At 50.0% G+C, this 18,443-nt stretch carries 11 protein-coding genes and 1 pseudogene; 2 read left to right on the plus strand and 10 right to left on the minus strand.

Going from position 1 to position 18,443, the window contains the following annotated elements; translation table 11 throughout:
- Nucleotides 1-8 precede the first annotated feature (8 nt).
- Nucleotides 9-1,133, plus strand: a complete 1,125-nt coding sequence (locus ASF12_RS06320) for a metallophosphoesterase (RefSeq protein WP_056031034.1) — start codon at nucleotides 9-11, stop codon at nucleotides 1,131-1,133.
- Nucleotides 1,134-1,249: 116 nt separating this feature from the next.
- On the opposite strand, the gene ASF12_RS35470 is transcribed toward ASF12_RS06320, so the two are convergent.
- Both ASF12_RS35470 and ASF12_RS35475 read right to left on the minus strand, forming a co-directional pair.
- Nucleotides 1,250-3,454, minus strand: coding sequence for an S-layer homology domain-containing protein (locus ASF12_RS35470; RefSeq protein WP_235533102.1), 2,205 nt, complete (start codon nucleotides 3,452-3,454; stop codon nucleotides 1,250-1,252).
- Nucleotides 3,452-7,216 (minus strand): annotated as a pseudogene (locus ASF12_RS35475) (DUF5695 domain-containing protein); the annotation flags it as partial. The pseudogene ASF12_RS35475 and the gene ASF12_RS35470, both read right to left, overlap by 3 nt.
- A gap of 483 nt (nucleotides 7,217-7,699) precedes the next feature.
- On the opposite strand from ASF12_RS35475, the gene ASF12_RS06330 reads away from it, so the two are divergent.
- Complete coding sequence (locus ASF12_RS06330) at nucleotides 7,700-8,590, plus strand: helix-turn-helix transcriptional regulator (protein ID WP_056031040.1); 891 nt, start codon at nucleotides 7,700-7,702, stop codon at nucleotides 8,588-8,590.
- 98 nt (nucleotides 8,591-8,688) lie between these two features.
- Here ASF12_RS06330 and ASF12_RS06335 read toward each other — a convergent pair whose 3' ends face one another.
- From ASF12_RS06335 to ASF12_RS06370, 8 genes are all read right to left on the minus strand, one after another.
- Nucleotides 8,689-8,949, minus strand: a complete 261-nt coding sequence (locus tag ASF12_RS06335; RefSeq protein ID WP_056031043.1) for a hypothetical protein — start codon at nucleotides 8,947-8,949, stop codon at nucleotides 8,689-8,691.
- A 30-nt stretch (nucleotides 8,950-8,979) separates the two neighbouring features.
- Entirely contained in the window at nucleotides 8,980-10,221 is a 1,242-nt protein-coding gene (locus tag ASF12_RS06340; protein ID WP_056031045.1) for a hypothetical protein, read from the minus strand.
- An 11-nt stretch (nucleotides 10,222-10,232) separates the two neighbouring features.
- The gene (locus tag ASF12_RS06345) at nucleotides 10,233-11,075 is read right to left on the minus strand and encodes a hypothetical protein (protein ID WP_056031049.1); all 843 of its coding nucleotides are present in this window, start codon (nucleotides 11,073-11,075) and stop codon (nucleotides 10,233-10,235) included.
- Nucleotides 11,072-11,761 carry an ABC transporter ATP-binding protein gene (locus ASF12_RS06350; RefSeq protein WP_056031052.1) on the minus strand — a complete coding sequence of 230 codons (690 nt, stop codon included), beginning with the start codon at nucleotides 11,759-11,761 and terminating at the stop codon, nucleotides 11,072-11,074. Before ASF12_RS06350 ends, ASF12_RS06345 begins: the two co-directional genes overlap by 4 nt.
- Entirely contained in the window at nucleotides 11,754-12,185 is a 432-nt protein-coding gene (locus ASF12_RS06355) for a GntR family transcriptional regulator (protein WP_056031055.1), read from the minus strand. The genes ASF12_RS06350 and ASF12_RS06355 overlap by 8 nt, the downstream gene beginning before the upstream one ends.
- A gap of 224 nt (nucleotides 12,186-12,409) precedes the next feature.
- On the minus strand, nucleotides 12,410-17,173 hold the full coding sequence (locus ASF12_RS06360; RefSeq protein ID WP_056031058.1) for an FN3 associated domain-containing protein: 4,764 nt from the start codon (nucleotides 17,171-17,173) through the stop codon (nucleotides 12,410-12,412).
- A gap of 184 nt (nucleotides 17,174-17,357) precedes the next feature.
- Complete coding sequence (locus ASF12_RS06365; RefSeq protein WP_056031061.1) at nucleotides 17,358-17,891, minus strand: phage tail protein; 534 nt, start codon at nucleotides 17,889-17,891, stop codon at nucleotides 17,358-17,360.
- Nucleotides 17,892-17,909: 18 nt separating this feature from the next.
- Nucleotides 17,910-18,407, minus strand: coding sequence for a phage tail protein (locus tag ASF12_RS06370; RefSeq protein ID WP_056031064.1), 498 nt, complete (start codon nucleotides 18,405-18,407; stop codon nucleotides 17,910-17,912).
- Between the last annotated feature and the right edge of the window lie 36 nt (nucleotides 18,408-18,443).

Here is an 18,443-nt window from a genome sequence, read left to right on the forward strand (position 1 = left end):
GAGTTATCATGTTTATTGTTATGGGTATTGTCATGCTTGCCGTTTTCGGCTCGCTCGTTTTTTATCAAAGCTGGAGCATTTGGCGGTGGCTTAAGCCGCTGCATACGGGGGCCCGCAAGCTCATTTATACGGTCGTGGCCGCTGCGCTGCCCTGCACTTTTATCATCGCGATGATTACGCAAAATGCTATTTTAATTGCCATTGGCATGTACTGGCTCGCTATTTTCTGCTTATTGCTGCTCATTATTCCTTCCGTACAGCTCATCGCACGACTGCTGCGCTTTACGTCATTGCCACGCGAGTCGGTGTCCAAATGGTCCGGCATTGCCGTCCCCGTCCTGCTCCTAGCGCTGCTCGGCTACGGTTCGTTTCTGGCATACAGCCCCGTTGTCCGCACTTATGATATTACGATTCCCAAAGGCGCACAAGACGGCGATTCAGCGAAAAATACATTAAAAATCGTCATGGCCTCCGATATGCATTTTGGCATTTTGTCCGGCAAAGATCATGCCGTCCGTCTCGTCGAGCGCATTAATGCTTTAAAGCCGGATATCGTGCTATTTCCTGGCGATATTTTGGATGATCAAATTCAGCCATATTTGGATCATGGCATTGATAAGGTCATGGCAACGATCGAGGCGCCCTACGGTGTGTACGCATCCCTCGGCAACCATGATAAATATAATGGGCATATCGAGGATATTATTAACGCCGTTGAAGCGGGCGGCATGAAGGTGCTGTATGACGAGTCAGTTACCATTGATGACCGCTTCACGCTGCTTGGACGCAAAGACCATTCCGATACGGAGCGCGCTCCGCTGAGTGAGCTCGTTCAAGGCATGGATGCCGCCAAGCCGCTCATTTTGCTGGAGCATCAGCCTTACGATTTCGATATTGCCGATGAGCTCGGCATTGATCTGATGTTATCAGGCCACACGCATCACGGCCAAATATTCCCGGCGAATTTCATTACGCAGCTTGTGTTCGAGAATGACTGGGGCTATTTGAAAAAGGAACAGCTGCAATCGATCGTTTCCTCCGGCTTCGGCTTCTGGGGACCGCCTATTCGCCTCGGCTCCCGCTCCGAAATCGTGGAAATCAACGTGACGTTTAGCAGCCCGGGTGCTGAATAGAGCTTCAATTGAACCATATCTATGCAAAAAAAGAGAGCCATCCCCTATGAATCGGGATGGCTCTTCTTCGTATGGTTTGACGACCCTATTATTGTGTCAAACGCAATCTTTGCTGACTACTCCAGCTTTTGCAGAAACTTGTTAATAACCTGGGCCGTTTCAGCCCGCGTTGCAATAGCAGCTGGATCAAAACGATTTTGATTTTTGCCATTCATAATTTCCAGCTCGGTTACTAAAGCTACTGATTGCTTTGCCCATTCCGATATGTCGCCTGCATCTGCGAAGTCCAGAGCCGTTTGGTTGGCAGACTGCTCGTCATCATTCAGCATCGCCCAAGCTCGGGCCATAATGCTAGCCATTTGTTCTCTGGTCAGCGCTTCATTCGGAGCGAACGTCCGTGCATCCTTCCCTTGAATGAGTCCCGCAGCTACCGCTGCCCCTACCTCATCATAAAACCAGTTGTCAGATGATACATCGTCGAACTTTTTCTCTGTGCCAGTTGTGCCAGCGACAGCAGTATCCAAATTGAGCGCCCTGACGAGCATCGCTGTAAACTCAGCGCGGGTCGTCGTTTTTTGCGGGGCAAACCGTTCATTTGAAAGCCCAAGAACGATATGCTTGGCCGTTAATGAACGGATTGCATCATACGCCCAATGCGAAGCAGGCACATCGCTGAAAGCTGCTTTATAAGACATGACCGCATATTTGCTGAAATGAGGTACGGAGGTGCTGATTTGCTTGGCAGCCTTGTCGATTTTGCCACCGACATACTCCCATTTCTGCTCGTTTTCGTTATACCAGTAAATGCCCAGCAGATTTTCTTCATCCGCGCTCGCGTTATAGCTCAATTGAACGCCAACTGGCGAGGAGAAATTGGGCAGTTCCTTCTCCGTACCATTTGCTGTGCGGATCAGCAAAGTAAACGCGTAAGCTTCCCCGGATGATTTTAAGCTGCCGGATTGAACGTTCTGCTCCAGCCTATCCAAAGACAAAATAATTTGCACTGTTGCAGCTTCATTTGCTCCAATTAGCTTTGCCAAATCCGCAAGCACGCTTGCTGGAATTTCAAGCACTACTCCGCTGCTTTCTACACGAAGTGTTGAAGTTCCCAGCAATGTGCCGGCATTCGCGGGAAGTACAAGCTTGCTCTTGCCAGCGGCAAGCTGAAGCTTAACGATCCCACCATTGCTGCTTGCCAGCTCATTGCCCGTCACCACTTGATTCGCTTCCGGTAGTGGCGTTGCCGATGGCGACGGTGTTGGCGTCGATGATGGAGTCGGACTCGACGTTGCTGGTGCTGGTGTCGCAGTTTGTGACGGCGTTGGTGTTGGCGTCACCGGCGAATCCGTTGGCACTGGTGTCGGAGTTGGCGTCACCGGCGTATCGGTTGGTGCTGGTGTCGGCGTCGGCGTCGGTTCCACCGGTGCTGCCGTCACCGTCACAATGGCCTCCGCACGGAGCGAGGTTCCATCAACCGTTCCCGCAACAGCAAAGCTGCCTTCCGCCGCATATTGCTCGGCGCTTATTGCATCCCAGACGACAAAAGCGGTTCCTCTCGCATCGTTCTCATACGTCACTTGAACGCTTGCCGGGAGGCTTGGCGCAGTGCCAACGGTCGTTGCTGCTGCTGCTTGATCTACGCTTTTAATATCTTTGCCTTCATACAAACCCTTCACTTGCGAGGCCGTCATCGGCCCATTGTAAATCCGGAAATCATCAAGGCCCGCATGCAGCTGAGCCCCGTTGCCATAACCGGAAACGCCGATCTTTTTGACATCCGCAGTAGCAGTTATCTTCCTCGGTGTGCCGTCTGTGCCCAGCGTCTGCGCCACCCCATTTTTATAAATCGCCCGTTCGCCGGTCGCGGAATCAAATGTAATGACGACATTCGTCCATTCATTCAGCGGCAGAAAATCATTCGGCGATTGCTTTACATAAAAACCGTTGGCGCCATCGACATAAAAGATGCTCGAGTTGCCATTGTAGGTCAAGAAAAAGCCATTGCCCGCATAATTGCTCTCCGGCTTGAACCAGAGCAGCACATTTTCGCGGTCATTCATATTTTCCGTCCGTTTAATCCAATAGGACAGTGTCAAGCTGCTAGGCTGCAAAGCCTCACTATTGCCCGCGTCTACATAATTGCCAGAAACGCCATCAAACTGCAACGCTCCTCCGGTATGTCCATCGTTTACCCGGCCCAATTCTCCGTTAATCGTGCCATTCAGCGCCGAAGCGGATGCATCCTGGACGATCGTTCCTTCCGTCTCATCGAAATTGTAGCGAACAACGAGCGAAGGATAACCTTGTATTTCTCGGGCCATTACCGTTACATTTGCCGTCGCTTCCAAGCTTGTGCCAATAACGAGGCCTTTTACCGTAAAGCTGCTGCCCGCTTCCGCGTACTGCTCCGGCTGAATGTCGTTCCATCTCACCGATGCATCAATGGAGCTTCCATCTTTCAAATAAACCTTAACCGATGCTGGCAGCTTCGGAGCTACGTCCACTGGAGTGGACACCTGCACCTCTTCAATGCGTTCGATTTCATCAACTGGCGGAGCAACCATTGCCGCAATTTCCGCCGCAGTTAAAGCACGGCTGAACAGCTGAAAATCATCGACGCTGGCATTTAAATAAGGATCGCTATACTGCGATTTGCCGATGTAGTTGTTTTTCGTTTTGCCGAGGCTTCTCGGCGTTAATGCCATATGGTCATTGCGTCCAACCTCTGCGCCGTCCACGTACAAAATGCCTAGCGAACCATCCAGCGTTACCGCTACGTGCCTCCATTCGCCCGTAGTCAGCGCGGGTCCGGTAATCGATTGCTCGGCTCCCGGCTGGTTTCCGCCCGTCGTTATGCTGAATTGCATCGAGGAGCCTACCTTCGGCGCCAAAAACATATAGGATTGCGTTCCTGTGCCAAAATCAAACAATCGGGAGTAATCATTCAATTGATCGGCCTTCACCCAAGCCGCAACCGTAATTTTCTCCGTAAGTCCCAGCACATTGTCCGGCAGCAGCACATAACCGTCCGTACCGCCTACTTTGACGGCGTTGCCTGAGCGGCCGCTTGCCCATGCAGACGTGCCTTTAAGGGAAGCATCCTTTCCGCTGCCAGAAGAATCTGCGGCAATCGTGCCCGACGTCTCATTAAAGTTATAGCTTGCAATAACGTCCGGAAGGGCCGCTGGCGGATTAACGGTAATGCTCACCGTATCGCTGGCATTCAGCTCCGAATCATCTGCACTGAGCTTTAATACATAATTACCCGGCTCATTAAACTGGGCTGTCGTTACAGACGAGGTCGCAAATCCGAAGTCCACCACACCGCCCACGGGGCCGGATTCCATGCTCCACTGCACCGTCAGCTTTCCGGCCGGAAGGCCATCATCCTGCACACTGCCTTTCAGCACCAAATCATCATACAAATGAATCTCCTGATCATCACCCGCATGAACCGTTGGCGCTGTATTCGGATCTGGCGTCGTTTCACTCAGCTCAACCGTATAATTTGCGGCTGCTGGCGCATCTACCGCAAGAATCGCTTTTGCCCCAAACGCATTCAGCTTGCCTGCTGGCTGCCCATCCACCGTTACGGCATAGGCTCCTGGCTTCAAGCCCTCCAGCGTCAAATGAACTTGATGCGCTGTACCCGGCGTCAGATTTTTAATATTCAGCGCAGCTGCATCCTTGGTTTTGGACAGTTCCGCATGCGTAAACTGGTCCCGCTCAAGCGTCAAATACAGCTTTTCGGTAATCAGATTTATTTTCTTATAAAGCCCATCTATCGGTTCAATTGAATAAGAACCGCTATCCTCCGTCACATTCGCTCCATACCCTGTCAGTCCAAAAATCGGATCAATCGCAACGTCCGCGCTTAAAATTTGCAGAGCGCCGAACAAGCCAAGGTCGGATTCTCCCGTCATGCCTCTCCAGCCGTTAAGCAGTGGGAGCGATGCGCCACCGCCATGTCCAAGCGTGCCAAGATTGCCCTTCTCCGCTTGATACGTCCATGCCGAAGCGCCATAGTTGGCCGGATCGTCGCTGATCTGTCCCGTGTTGATAGCGCCAATGTTGGCGATTTTCGCCGCATAAGAAAGCCGCTGCTCTACTTCCCGGTTGCCGCTTGACTGATAGCGAATCCAGTCATCCATCGCATAACCGGCGAGCGATACGGTGTACTGAAAATTCCACCAGTTTTCGCCCGTAATCGTAACCGGGTCCGTGTAGTAATACCACACCGGCATATGGCCGCGCGAGGCCCGTGTTTTGGCATTAATTTTGCCCATCATTTCTTGAGCTTTGAGCTGCTCGGCCGCATTATCGCTTTGCATTTTGGCAAGGGTGTAGACCGCTTCCTCGCCCGTGTTGTCATAGCTGTATTCCGAGCCGTACGGATACTTCGTATTTTTAAAATTATTATATTTCGTTGCCATTTTCCCAATGATATCGCTGGCTTCGACGACGTAGCCTTCATCCTGCAGCGCTTGAATAATCGCCGGCGTCGTCAGCTCGCCCATCAATCCCGTATTCCAGTTGTAGGCAACCGGCCCTTCGTAGAGCGCCTTCATAATATTGTAGGCCCGCAGCAAATACGTATTTGCATCATGCTCATAGTCGATGAGATCAGGGTATTCTTTAACGATTTTATACATGCTGAAGAAGGTGTTGTAAATGTGCGGATACGCATAACCCCGATAGGTCGGCGTCGTATTCGGCTCCGGCATTAAAAAGTCATGGATCAAATAATCGTCATGATGCCCGTTCATCAAATTTGTCCAAATCGCCGTCTCCAAATATTCGTCGACTGCCTTGACCTCTCTCGCCACCGGATCGAGGGCATTTTTCTCCGCCAGAAACTGCCCATGCGTCAGCCCCCAATCGTCGCCCCAGCCCCAATAGCCGTTGAAATTGCCCATTTTCTTCTTCGTGTTCATCATCCAGTCGTCAAACACTTTGTCATAAATTTCGCCTGGCGCCTGCCACTGCATGGAATCCACCATAAATTCAGAATGCGCCGCCAAAGCTTCATCGATAGGCGAAATCGCATAAAATTGCAAAACGGTGCTGAGGCCATCCCCATAATTGACTGTAATATCGTTCGGCCCCAGCTTCGTCATTTGCAGCTCGTAAATATGATGGTCGCCAGCCTTGCTCTCTACCAGCGGAATGTCGTTGCCCGCATCATCTTTAACGGAGTTAATCGTCTGCTTCGTACGCAAATCGAACTTCGCCTTCTGATTAGTCGGAACGATCATGCCGGGAACGACACTGACATCGACCAGTCCTTCCTCATACAGCTTCTGCTTCATTTGATGCTCATCAGCAACAGCATGAAAATTAAAGCCATACTGATTGTCAGCCCCAGCCTCCAGGATGAGGCTTGTATTCGGCAAATAGCCGCGGTTCGTCTTCTTGATCACATTGGAGTGAATGTAATAGACGTTCAGCCCTTCTATCCACTTGCCGCTTTCTCCCGTCCATTTGCTGTTCGGGCGTTCCTCCTGCCGCCACCGATCCTGGTATTCAAAGCCGGCCTTCGTCTGCGCATCCGGCGTCATCAGCAGGTAGGAGCCTAGTCCGCTAGGACGGCTTGCCGTCATATATGAGCTGTTATTGCCAACAAAGGAGTGGCTCACGACCCGCGTTTCATAAATCGCATCCCCGTAATTCCACTGCTCATTGAAAGGAAGCGGTACGCCGTAATCGCCGATCTCCAGCTTTTGCCCACTCGTATTCGTCAGATGAATGGTCCAGTTTAGCGTTCCATCCTCCTCTAGCGTGTAGGTTTCCACCAAAGTGAAATCCTTTATGCCTCCAGCATTTTGCGACCCCGCATACGTCACGGTTGTCACATCGCCATCTCTTGCGATCTGCCGCACATCACCTGATTGATTGGTCGACACTTCCTTCCATTGCCCGTTATCGCCCAAGCGATACGTAAACATCAGCTCGCCCATCCATTGGTGATCGGCTGTATTTTGCTCCGGCGCTACCGTCTTGTTCATCACATATTCCGTCGGGTATAAATCGCCTTTGATTTTAAGCGAGCTGATTTCGCCATATTCTCCGATCTCCACCTGCAAGCCGCCGCCCTCTGCTTCCGCACCCCAGGCCTTCCCGATTAATGGACTAAATAATCCCGCTATAATGGCTACTGCTGAAAATAAAGCTATGGTCCGTCTAGCCGTTAACGTCTTCCATCTCTTCTTTATCACAAAACAGCCTCCTTGTTAATCGTTTAGATTTTTAGTGAGAAACCGCTCCTTCATTCTAGCTCCTCATTCAAATAGGAAACAGCAGGCACCCCTTTCCGCTTACTTCACAAGCATATGTAAGCGCTTTTTTATTATCATAGCACGGTATTTTTGAATAGGATTTAATGATTTCAACCAAAACTTTCATATTCGCAACCTGATTTCCTAAATCTAAACGTGTAACCTTTTTTTGCGCAAGTTGCCTGCCTTCTATTTTTTTCGATTGAGTTTGTGAGCCGCCTTGAGTATGATAGAGAAAAAACGAAGCTGTTCATTCATACAAAGCCGACTCAAGTATGATGGAGGTGCACGTTGAAACCAACCGTTTTGCATTTTATCACACCGCCGGTTCCTTGCATTATCGATTGTGGTACAAACGTCTACGCGCCGGGCGAGCAGCATATTAGACGCAGAAGCATTGGCGTCTTTGATCTAATTGCGGTCACCCGTGGCACCTTATTTATTAGCGAGGAGGAGGAGCAGTGGAGTCTGAAGCAGGGGCAAATGCTCATTTTGCGCCCCGATGCGCTGCATTACGGCTTCGCTCCATGCACGGAGCCTACTGAAATTGTCTGGATTCATTTTCAAATTTTCGGAAGCTGGCGCACAAGCGAATCGTTGCAGGCTGCTGCTGAAGAGCAAGCCTCTCTCATGGAGTCGCACCGGGCAAAAGCCTATTTGCACAACCGCGATTTAAGCTCTATTTTTATCCAAAAGCACAGAAGCTTGTCCGCTCAGGCTCTCAGCCTGCTGGTCCATTTTTCCCAGCTGGAGCAGGTGCCGCCCACCTTGCGCAATTGGAAAAGACAGGATCATTTTCAAGCCTTATTGCATGAATTGAAGGAGGAGCAGGCGCTAGCCTCAGACTCTACGACCGCCGCTCTTGCCAGAAAGATTGAGCTGTTCATCCGCCAAAACTATGCACTCCCCATTACGAATAAAATGCTGCAAATTCACTTAAACTATCATCCTAATTATTTAGCCAAATGCATGAGCAAAATGTATGGTGTAACGCCCGTCGAATATTTGCTAGTCTATCGCATGGAGCAGGCGAAGCGTTTGCTCGCGCAAACCTCCTATCCGATTGGCAAAATCGCCGAGGAGGTCGGCTTTGTCCATACGTCCCATTTCACCTCCCACTTTACGAAGCGCGAAGGGCTGTCCCCGTCCAAATATCGGCAGGTGCACTCCCCCGTCTCCTAGTTCAAGGGTGAGTGGCATTGCTGTCCTTCGAAGCCGATGCCCGTTTGACGGTGCTATAGAAAAACAATTGATAATAATAGAAAAAACAGCGGACACCGTTATGAACGGCGTCCGCTGCTTGCGCTTACGATAAGCGCTTTGCGCATAATCATCTTTTTCACTTTCTCTCGGCGCTCAGCGGGGGATTGGAGATGGAAGTCCTGCTCTTGGCCAATGGCAAGCAGCGCCTGTTTGCCCGCCTCAGCGGCAAGCCGCTCATCCTGCAAAATATAAAAGGCCAACTGATAGCTCCAAGTTTCCAGCTCTCTGAGCGCCTCGACCGTATGATCCAGGCTAGCTGCTGCCTGCATGCCTTGCACCTCACCCTCTTATTTGGGATGTTTGCTAGTCTATTCTTTAATGCTCATATTATTTAGCGCCATATCGCTTAATGCGATCTGTCTCTCTTCCTCGCTGCCCTCAGCTGTCACACTGCCTTTATATAATGGCTCGCCAGTTGCAGCATTCATTACCACAACGGTTCGAGCATCTTCCTTACCGAGCAAAACATACAGACGCTCTCCATTCATAAAAAAGCTCTGCAATTCGCCCTCGCCAATCTGGCTTGACAACAGTGACCAAGTCTCACCTCGTCTTTCCCCTGTTTCCAGACTATAACGTGATACCGCAATCAGCGTCTCATTGTAATTTGTAAAATAGAGGTCACCGCCTGAAATGTAGCGCCCCCCCATTCTACGCGCATCCAATTTCTGCATTTCATCCGGCAAGCGCTGCGTTATCCCGCTCTTATACGAATACACATAAAGTTCTGCCGGAACGTTTGTCGGAACGCTGCTGCTGTTGGCTTCTCCCGTCTGTTCCTGCGTAACGATACTTAAAACAAAATAATCATTTGGTGCTGTATAATCATTTTGGGTGGCTGCAGATGAAAGGGGAGTCAGCTTGGTCCCAGCAGCATCTAGAAATTCCAGGGCAATCCTTTTAATGAGCTGACCGCTATCCGAATCGATTATATAATCAAAATACTGTTTTGCTCCTGATGGCCTATTATCTGTTTCATATTGGTTTACCATCACATGAAGACCATCTGCTTGCAGTTGTACATCATATATGGTTGCATGCTCTCTCATGCCTTGCTGAGAAAAAGGAGTTAATGCAATCGAATAGTCTGCGACCTTGCCAGTGCTTCGATTCAGCATCTCTACCTCTATCGTTCCTTCCGGGTCACTAGTAGCCGAATTGTATGGAATTTCAGCGTAGGCTAGCCAGTCCTGATCCTGATAAAAGCTGCCTATCTCCGCTTTGCCCCGCATGAAAGCGGGATATTTTTCAATAAGCTCTCTCATGCCCTCTTGCTCATAAAACCACTCACGAGCATCAGTTATATACGATTCATAAAGGGACTTCCTGCTTCGATACTCACTGCCGTGTACAGTTAAATTTAGAGGCTGCGAGCCCTTCCCGCCTATATACGAACCGACTAATACCAGATTAGCCGCTTCATTCGCATCCCCTTCCAGCGTCTCTAATCGATATTCCGGCAAATGGTCTGCCGAGCCAAAAGCGTAATACGTGCTGAACCCTGCTGCTGCGAGCAGGACGAGCGCCAGCGTAGTGATATAACGTTTCATCTTGCCCCTCCTTACACGGTAATCTTTTTATTTAACAGTCTGATGCTAAGCCATACGGATACCAAAACGAGAATGACGGTCAACGCCAGCATAATAGAGTAAGTTTCCCCTGGATATAAATAGGAAGCCGTATTCCCCGGCCGCTGCAAAGTAATAGGAGCCAGCAGCGCGGCGCCGCATACGAACAAATAAATAACAGCATAACCAATGCCAATAACCCGATAGCTTCGTTCCAGCAAAATAACCATAAAAGCAGCAAGTACGGTCAAAATCCCAATCGCATAGGCCATCACAAATGCATCAAACTGGCCTGGAATGAGCACTTTCAATGCTTGATTTTGCAAAATCGCCTGCGACAAATAGGACGGATCGCGCAGCGCTTCTGGTATAACCAAATTGAACAGCATCATTTCAAGCGGAAGCAGCAGCAGCTGGAAGGAGACCAGTCCGAACGTAAACAGCAAAATCGCTGTCAGCTTCGCTGCGTAAATGCAGCCGCGATTGCTCGGCAGCATCAGCAGCCGATAAATAAACGTATCGCGCCCCAGCCAATCGCGGTACCAAATGAGAAAAACATAACCGGCGATAACTGCAATGCTGATCAGTACCGGAAAGGAAAACCAAAATTGATTGTTGAACATCAGCTCATTAAACGTCAGCTTCCCGGTCTCAGAGAAAGGATGATACGTATTCAATTTCTCACTCCAGCCAGGGCCTGTTCTAATGCTGCGCTCACTAAGAGACCACAGCAGCACTACGCCAAATTGCATGAGAAGCGTTAACGCCATTAATCCGCCAAGCAAATAGCGAAAACGGTGCACTTCCATATGTACCAGCTTCAAATAAAACTTCAAGCCTGATACACCTCCTTCATGACATCCACAATTGACTTGGCTTCCTCCATACGAAGCTGCTCGCAGTTGAAATTGCGGATAACCGAACCATTTTTCAAAAGCACGGCCTGATCAATAAGATGTTCAACGTCTGCGATCTCATGCGTCGTAATCAACACACCGCGATCTTCAATTAGATGGCTCGAAAAAACTTCCGTAATGAGCGCTCGGCTGAACATATCAATGCCGGAAAACGGCTCATCCATCAGCACATATTCGGTATCCAGCGCAAGTCCCAGCAGCAGATTGAACTTCGCCGCCGTCCCTTTGGACAAATGGCCGATCCGTTCTTTCCCTTCCAGTTGAAAAAATGTCATCAGCTCCTTGGCCCGATCCTCATTCCAGCTGCGGTAGAAGTCCGCCATGAATACCATCGCTTCATCCAGCTTCATCGCAGGCGGCATCGTCAGATGATCCGGGATAAAAGAAATTTTCTCATACCGCTCCTTGCCAAGCTTTTGACCATCCATTGTGATTTCGCCCTTGCGGATCGGCGTCAGCCCCATAATGGCTTTCATAATGGTCGATTTGCCCGCTCCATTCGTGCCAATCAGGCAGGTAATTTCACCCTTCTCGATTTGAAAGGAGACACCATCAAGCACCTTGCGCCGACGATATTTTTTATGTATATCCCGCACCTCAATCATACTGCGCGCCTCCCCCCTGCTTCTCGCCACTCAGCTGCTTATCTTCCGTATACTTATGCTTGACCAGCTCCAGCAGCTCCTCCACCGGAACGTCGATTTTACGAACAGAGGCAACGAATGCCTCCACAGCCTCGCCTATCAGCTCCGCGCGGATAGCCCGCAATACGTTCTCGTCCGTAGTAATCCGGCTTGGCGAGTTTCCTTCTGTTACGATCAACTGCTGTTCCTCCATTTCCTTATAAGCTTTCTGCGCCGTATTGGGGTTGATCTTGAGCAGTGCGCCGAGCTCCCTTCGCGAGGGAATAATTTGTCCGGCTTCCATTTTCCCAATGACCAATTGCTCCTTAAAAAACTTGACGACCTGCAAGTAGACCGGGTCACGGCCATTGAAAGCGACTTCCGTCCAGCCTTCATTTGTCTTCATCCCGTTACCTCTCATTCTTGTTCCAGTGTGTGTACCAAGTAGTTCATACACTTTAAGTGTATTATGCGCATAATACGTTTCTATGTCAAGCATTTGTTAAAAAATAGGGAAAAGCCCTGCGCTTATCAAATATAATTTTATGGGTTGCCGCAGCGCGAACAGCCCCTGAAGACATAAGTCTTCAGGGGCTGTTTCATGTTTTAATGTTTTAATGTTTTAAACTATTAAATCAGCTTCGAATTAGCGAGCAGCCTCTGCACCATCACTGCAATTTCCGCTCTGGTGATAAAAGCTTTAGGGGCCAGCTGCGCACCCGATCGGCCTGAAATAATTCCGCCCTGCAAGCTGTCTGCAAGGCTGCTTTTCGCCCACACTGCCGCTTCATTCGCATCGGCATAAGGCCGTAATATATCATCTGTATTTCCCGCTGGCAATCCCGCTTTCAGTCCGGTGACGGCCATTGCTTTGGCGATAATGACCGTCGCTTGTTCGCGGGTTATTGGCTCATTGGGCCGGAAGGTTCCGTCCTCAAAGCCATTAATCAGCTTGTAGGCAACAGCCGTTTGAATCGCCTGATTATACCAAGCGCCGGCCTGCACATCAGAGAATCCGGAAGCCCCGGTCTCCAGCTTCAACCCCAGACCCCTTACGATAATAGCCGCAAATTCAGCACGGGTAATGGGCGCATTCGGATTAAAACGATCGCTACCTACACCGCTGATGACCATACGCGAGCCCATATCATTAATTGCCTGCTCAGCCCAATGTCCAGCAGCATCTTGGAACTTAACTGGATTCCAGACTAAAGCGTAAGTGCTGTTAGTAAGGCTGAATATTTTCGCCCAATAACTGCCATTCACCTGTACGATTTTTGTTGGAACATGACGGATGCTGCCATCTGCCTCGACCACAATCGCCGTTGTAATTCGCTGTGGATCAATAGTACTCGGAATCGCTATTTCACGTTCTACATAAGTATTAAATTTTGCAATCTCCTGCCGTGTCGTCCCATTGACAACCTTGACGGTAAAATCAAACGGCTCTCCAAAAAGCTCGAAGCCACCCTTTGCAGCGGCTGACTTCACTTCCTGCAGCCTGCTTGGAGTTAGTGCTGCCACCTCAATTTGAAACTCCAATTGTTCCAGCCCTGTTTGCTTTAGAAGCTCTCGTATATCAGAAGAGCCTGTAATTTGCTCAACAGGAAGCGTATAAGTGGCGCTTCCCGTTTGAATTTTGACAAGAGCTTGTTTTTGCTCCAGTACCTTCACATTATCCCCATTGAGCTTCACAATCAACGCACCCGATTGGATATCTACCGGAAACGTAACGACAACTCCGCTTGTTTCGTCCGCAAGCCTGCTGTTCAACGCTGCTTGATTGACGGTCAATGTCGTTACGCTTTGATTGTTGACCATCGCAGTTGAAGTCGAGCCTATGTTATACACAATTCCGTTTATAAGGACATTTACGCTTTTAGTCGTTGGCGTACTCGGATTGCTAGAGCTTCCACTGCTGCCTCCACCACTCGAAGGAGCAGCCGGTGTTACCGCATTAGACGGAGCAGACGGGGCACTGCTGCCCGCAATATTGAGTGCTTTTACTGTAAACGTATAACTGGTTCCGTTCGTAAGTCCCATCACCGTTATTGGGCTGCTGATGCCAGAGGCCGTAATGTTTCCTGGCATCGCTGTCACTTCATACCCTTTCACTGGGCTTCCCCCATTATCGGCAGGGGCAGTAAAACTAACGATTGCCTGTGCGTTGCCGTGGGTAGCTGTGACACCAGTAGGTACGCCAGGAACATGAATATTTAAGCGCGTCACCTTCACCGTATAGGTTTTAGAAAGTTTTCCTGCTTCTTCTACAGCAATCAATACAGTCTGCTCTACGCCAGCATTCAGACTAATTGGGGCAGAAGCGATACCGCTTGTTACCGTCGCGCCATCCACTTTAATTGTTCCGTCTCCGCTTGGCGTCACGGTAAGAGTGGAGACGTTATACGGGACTGTCAATCCGATATAATCATACGTACCACTGGCAAACACAAAACCGCTTGGACTGCCGCTTAAGGAAAGCTTAATGAGGTCTGCTGCCTCTGCTTGCGTATAACTAACGCTTTCGACGTCACTGTCGAAATAATCGGCCTTCGTCGCAATCGCCTTCACCGTCATCGCTGCACTAATCGTCGGCTTCGCCAACGCATTATACGCAAGCGTTGAACCGCCTACCGCTGTCGCTGGCGTACTCCCGTCCGTCGTGTAATAGATGTGGTCAGCTCCAGCCGATACAATCTCCAGCTCCGTGCCAAAAGCGACTGCTCCCGCTGCTGGATTGAATGTCGGCTTTGCCTGCGCTACTTTCTCGCGCGTCACTTTAATCACATACGTTTTTGCACTTTTTCCCGTTTCCGTTGCCACAACGGTAATCGTGCGTTCCACTCCCGGCGTAAGCGTAATCGCGCCGTTATACACATACGTCCCGCCTGCAAAAACAAATCCGCTTGGCACACCACCCAGCTCAACGTCCATCAAATTCGCTGTCGCCGCCTGCGTATAGCTCGCGGTCGCAACCGCACTGTCCAGATTGTCTGTCTTCGTCGCAATCGCCTTCACCGTCACTGCTGCACTAATCGTTGGCTTCGCTGATGCATTATATTCCAGCGTTGAGCCGCCTACCGCTGTCGCTGGCGTACTTCCATCTACCGTATAGTAGATGTGATCGGCTCCTGACGATATAATCTCTAGCTCCGTACCGAATGCCACCGCTCCCGCTGCTGGATTAAACGTTGGCGTTTCCTGCGCTACCTGCTCGCGCGTCACTTTAATGACGTACGTATTTGCACTTTTCCCCGTCTCCGTTGCTACAACGGTAATCGTGCGTTCCACTCCCGGCGTAAGCGTAATCGCCGCTGAAGCTGTTCCGCTTGCTACCRTCGYTCCATCYACGGTYAGCGTSCCTGCTCCRCTTGGYGTYACYGTTACACTCGSMACACCATTCACTACCGTCACGCCGTTATACGYGTACGTWCCRCCYGCAAAMACAAAACCACTTGGACTGCCGCTAAGCGCGAGGCCCGTCAAATTCGCTGTCGCCGCCTGAGTGTAGCTCGCACTCGCAATAGAGCTGTTCAGATTGCCCGCTTTTGTAGCAATCGCCTTCACCGTCACTGCTCCGCTAATTGTAGGCTTCGCTGATGCATTATATTCCAGCGTTGAGCCGCCTACAGCCGTCGCTGGCGTACTTCCGTCTGTCGTGTAGTAGATGTGATCGGCTCCTGACGATATAATCTCTAGCTCCGTACCGAATGCCACCGCTCCCGCTGATGGATTAAATGTTGGGGTGTCCTGCGCTACCTGCTCGCGCGTCACTTTAATCACATACGTTTTTGCACTTTTTCCCGTTTCCGTTGCCACAACGGTAATCGTGCGTTCCACTCCCGGCGTAAGCGTAATCGCCGCAAACACAAAACCACTTGGACTGCCGCTGAGCGCGAGGCCCGTCAAATTCGCAGTTGCAGCTTGTATATAGCTTGCACTGCCTACAGCACTGTTCAAATTGCCCGCCTTCGTGGCAATCGCCTTCACCGTCACTGCTGCGCTAATCGTCGGCTTCGCTGACGCATTATACTCCTGCGTCGAACCGCCTACCGCTGTCGCTGGCGTGCTTCCGTCCGTCGTGTAGTAGATGTGGTCGGCTCCTGCTGACAGAATCTCTAACTCCGTTCCGAAAGCGACCGCTCCCGCTATAGGGTTAAACGTTGGCGTTTCCTGGGTTACCTGCTCACGTGTCACTTTAATGACATACGTTTTTGCACTTTTTCCCGTTTCTGTTGCGACAACGGTAATCGTGCGTTCCACTCCCGGCGTAAGCGTAATTGCCGTCGAAGCTACTCCACTCAGTACCGTCGTTCCGTCTACGGTCAGCGTGCCTGCCCCGCTCGGTGTCACCTGTACGCTCGCAACTCCATTCGCGACTGTCACTCCGTTATACGCATACGTGCCGCCCGCAAACACAAAACCACTTGGGCTGCCGCTGAGCGCGAGGCCCGTCAAATTCGCAGTTGCAGCTTGTGTATAGCTTGCACTGCCTACAGCACTATTAAGCTTATTTATCTTCGTCGCAATTGCCTTCACGGTCACCGCTGCGCTAATTGTCGGCTTCGCTGCCGCATTATATTCCAGCGTTGAGCCGCCTACAGCTGTCGCTGGCGTGCTTCCATCTGTCGTGTAGTAAATATGCTCGGCTCCTGCCGATACAATTTCCAGCTCTGTTCCTAACGCGACTGCTCCCGCCGCCGGATTGAATATCGGGGTGTCTTGAGGGACAGGGCTAATCATATTGGTCAGAGTAATATCATCAATGTTCAAGTTGGATGGCTCGTCACTAGTTGAGAAGCGCCATTGAAGCGTTACAGAAGCAACATTCGAGTAGTTGTACGAGGCTCCATTACCTAATAAAGTCGAAACCTGAAACTTCTTAATGACTCCGCCCTCATGCAGGTTAACGTTACCTGTGTTCGAGCGCGTAGCAATCACTGTGCCTCCAGCATCCTTTAAAGTAATGCTAAGCAAACTAAGTTGGGGGGGATACGGAAAACCAGAATATGCAGAAATACCTAAATTGTTAAAGGTAAAGCTGCTCAGCACATTTTGCCCTTCCGCCTTAATGACGAGCTCGCCAGTCGTGTTCGGAGTCGTCATATGCGCCGAGTATAAAGAAGTTCCGTCCTGTTCAAAGCCATTTGTTACGACAAACTTATCTCCCTGCTTCCTGAAGCCCGTTCCGCCTGAATCATTTACCCCTAAGGTATCACCAAAATCATAAGTCCCATCCGCTGTCCCCGCAGCTGCATTCAGACTTGCCGGAAGCAGATTAAGCATAACGGCAAGCACGAGCAGCATAACGGCAACTCGCTTGATAGGGCTGCCAAACTCTCCTCGCCTCATCGTGACTTTGCCTTCCTTCTGCCCCACTAATTGATGCCTCATAACCGCATCTCCCCTTGTTCTAATAGAAATCTTCATACTTTTTACAAACTTCACTAGTCCACTCAAAAAGCGGGTGCTATATCCGGCATCTGCCGAGATCTCCTGCACCCGCCACAAGTAATCACTCTTTTTCTCAAAAGAGAGACTTCCATCACTATCCCATCTCAATCAGCCTGTGCTTCCTCTATCCTCTTGGAGGATATTCCCCATTAAGGCATATTATGAAATTCATTGCCAAGTACGGCTGCATATTGTTATGCGGCTGGCTGCCGCCTGCTGGCGTAAGCGCTAGTGGATTCATTTGCGTATTATTTGCTGCTTTATATAGCGGCCGCTGAACGGCTGGCCGTCCTGATGCTTTCGTCTCCGCCCAATAATGATTGGCTGGATCATCGGAGTTTTGCTCCGCTGCTATTCCAGTAGCGATATGTGTATGGGTAGGAATTTCAGTAGAGAGAAGCGTTACTTGAGCGTCTCCACCCTGTTCGCCTACCGTTGTTGGCGTAAGCCCGGGACCTGCTCCTTGTCCCAAAGGAGCCATCCCCATTAAATTAGGCAAAGCAAAGGTTGTCGATCCATTTCCGCCATATTGTGCCCCAATAATAGAATACAGAGTAGAATTGGATTGAATCTGCAGTATAGCTCCATTGCACAACGCCCAATTATTTGGTGGATAATTCCCCGCAAAAATGCGTATTTCCCCTGTAAATGCATCCATATGATAAGGCTGCCTCCTTTAACTTCTTGGTGGGTATATTCCTGTAATAGCGATACAAAAATTCAGCGCCAAAAATGGCTGCATATTGTTATGCGGCTGACTGCCACCTGCAGTGGCGATAGCGCCTGCATTCATAGTGACGTTCGCAGAAGGAGGCGCATAAGGCGTATAAGGTGTGTCTGCCCAAGCATTCCCCGCTGGAGATATTTGATCAGCCGTTTCCGAGGAGGCAGCGAGCTGGTGCGTATGCATCGGCATCTCGTTTACCGTTAAAGTATGATTGGCTTCCCCTGCCATACTACCAAGTGGAATATTCTGTCCGACATGAACGGGAACCCGTCCTTGTAAATTCGGAAGCGCAAAATTATCCCTTCCATTCCCGCCATAATACGTGCCAAGAACGGCGAACAACGCTGTGTTTGTTGATATCTGCAATAATTGCCCATTGCATGGAGCCCAGCCCTTCGGTGTAAAACCAAATGGGAACACTCTAATTTCGCCAACAAATGGATTCATTTTCAACCTCCTATATAAAAAGAATGAAATCTATAA

It is taken from the genome of Paenibacillus sp. Leaf72 (assembly GCF_001422685.1).
GTDB lineage: Bacteria > Bacillota > Bacilli > Paenibacillales > Paenibacillaceae > Pristimantibacillus.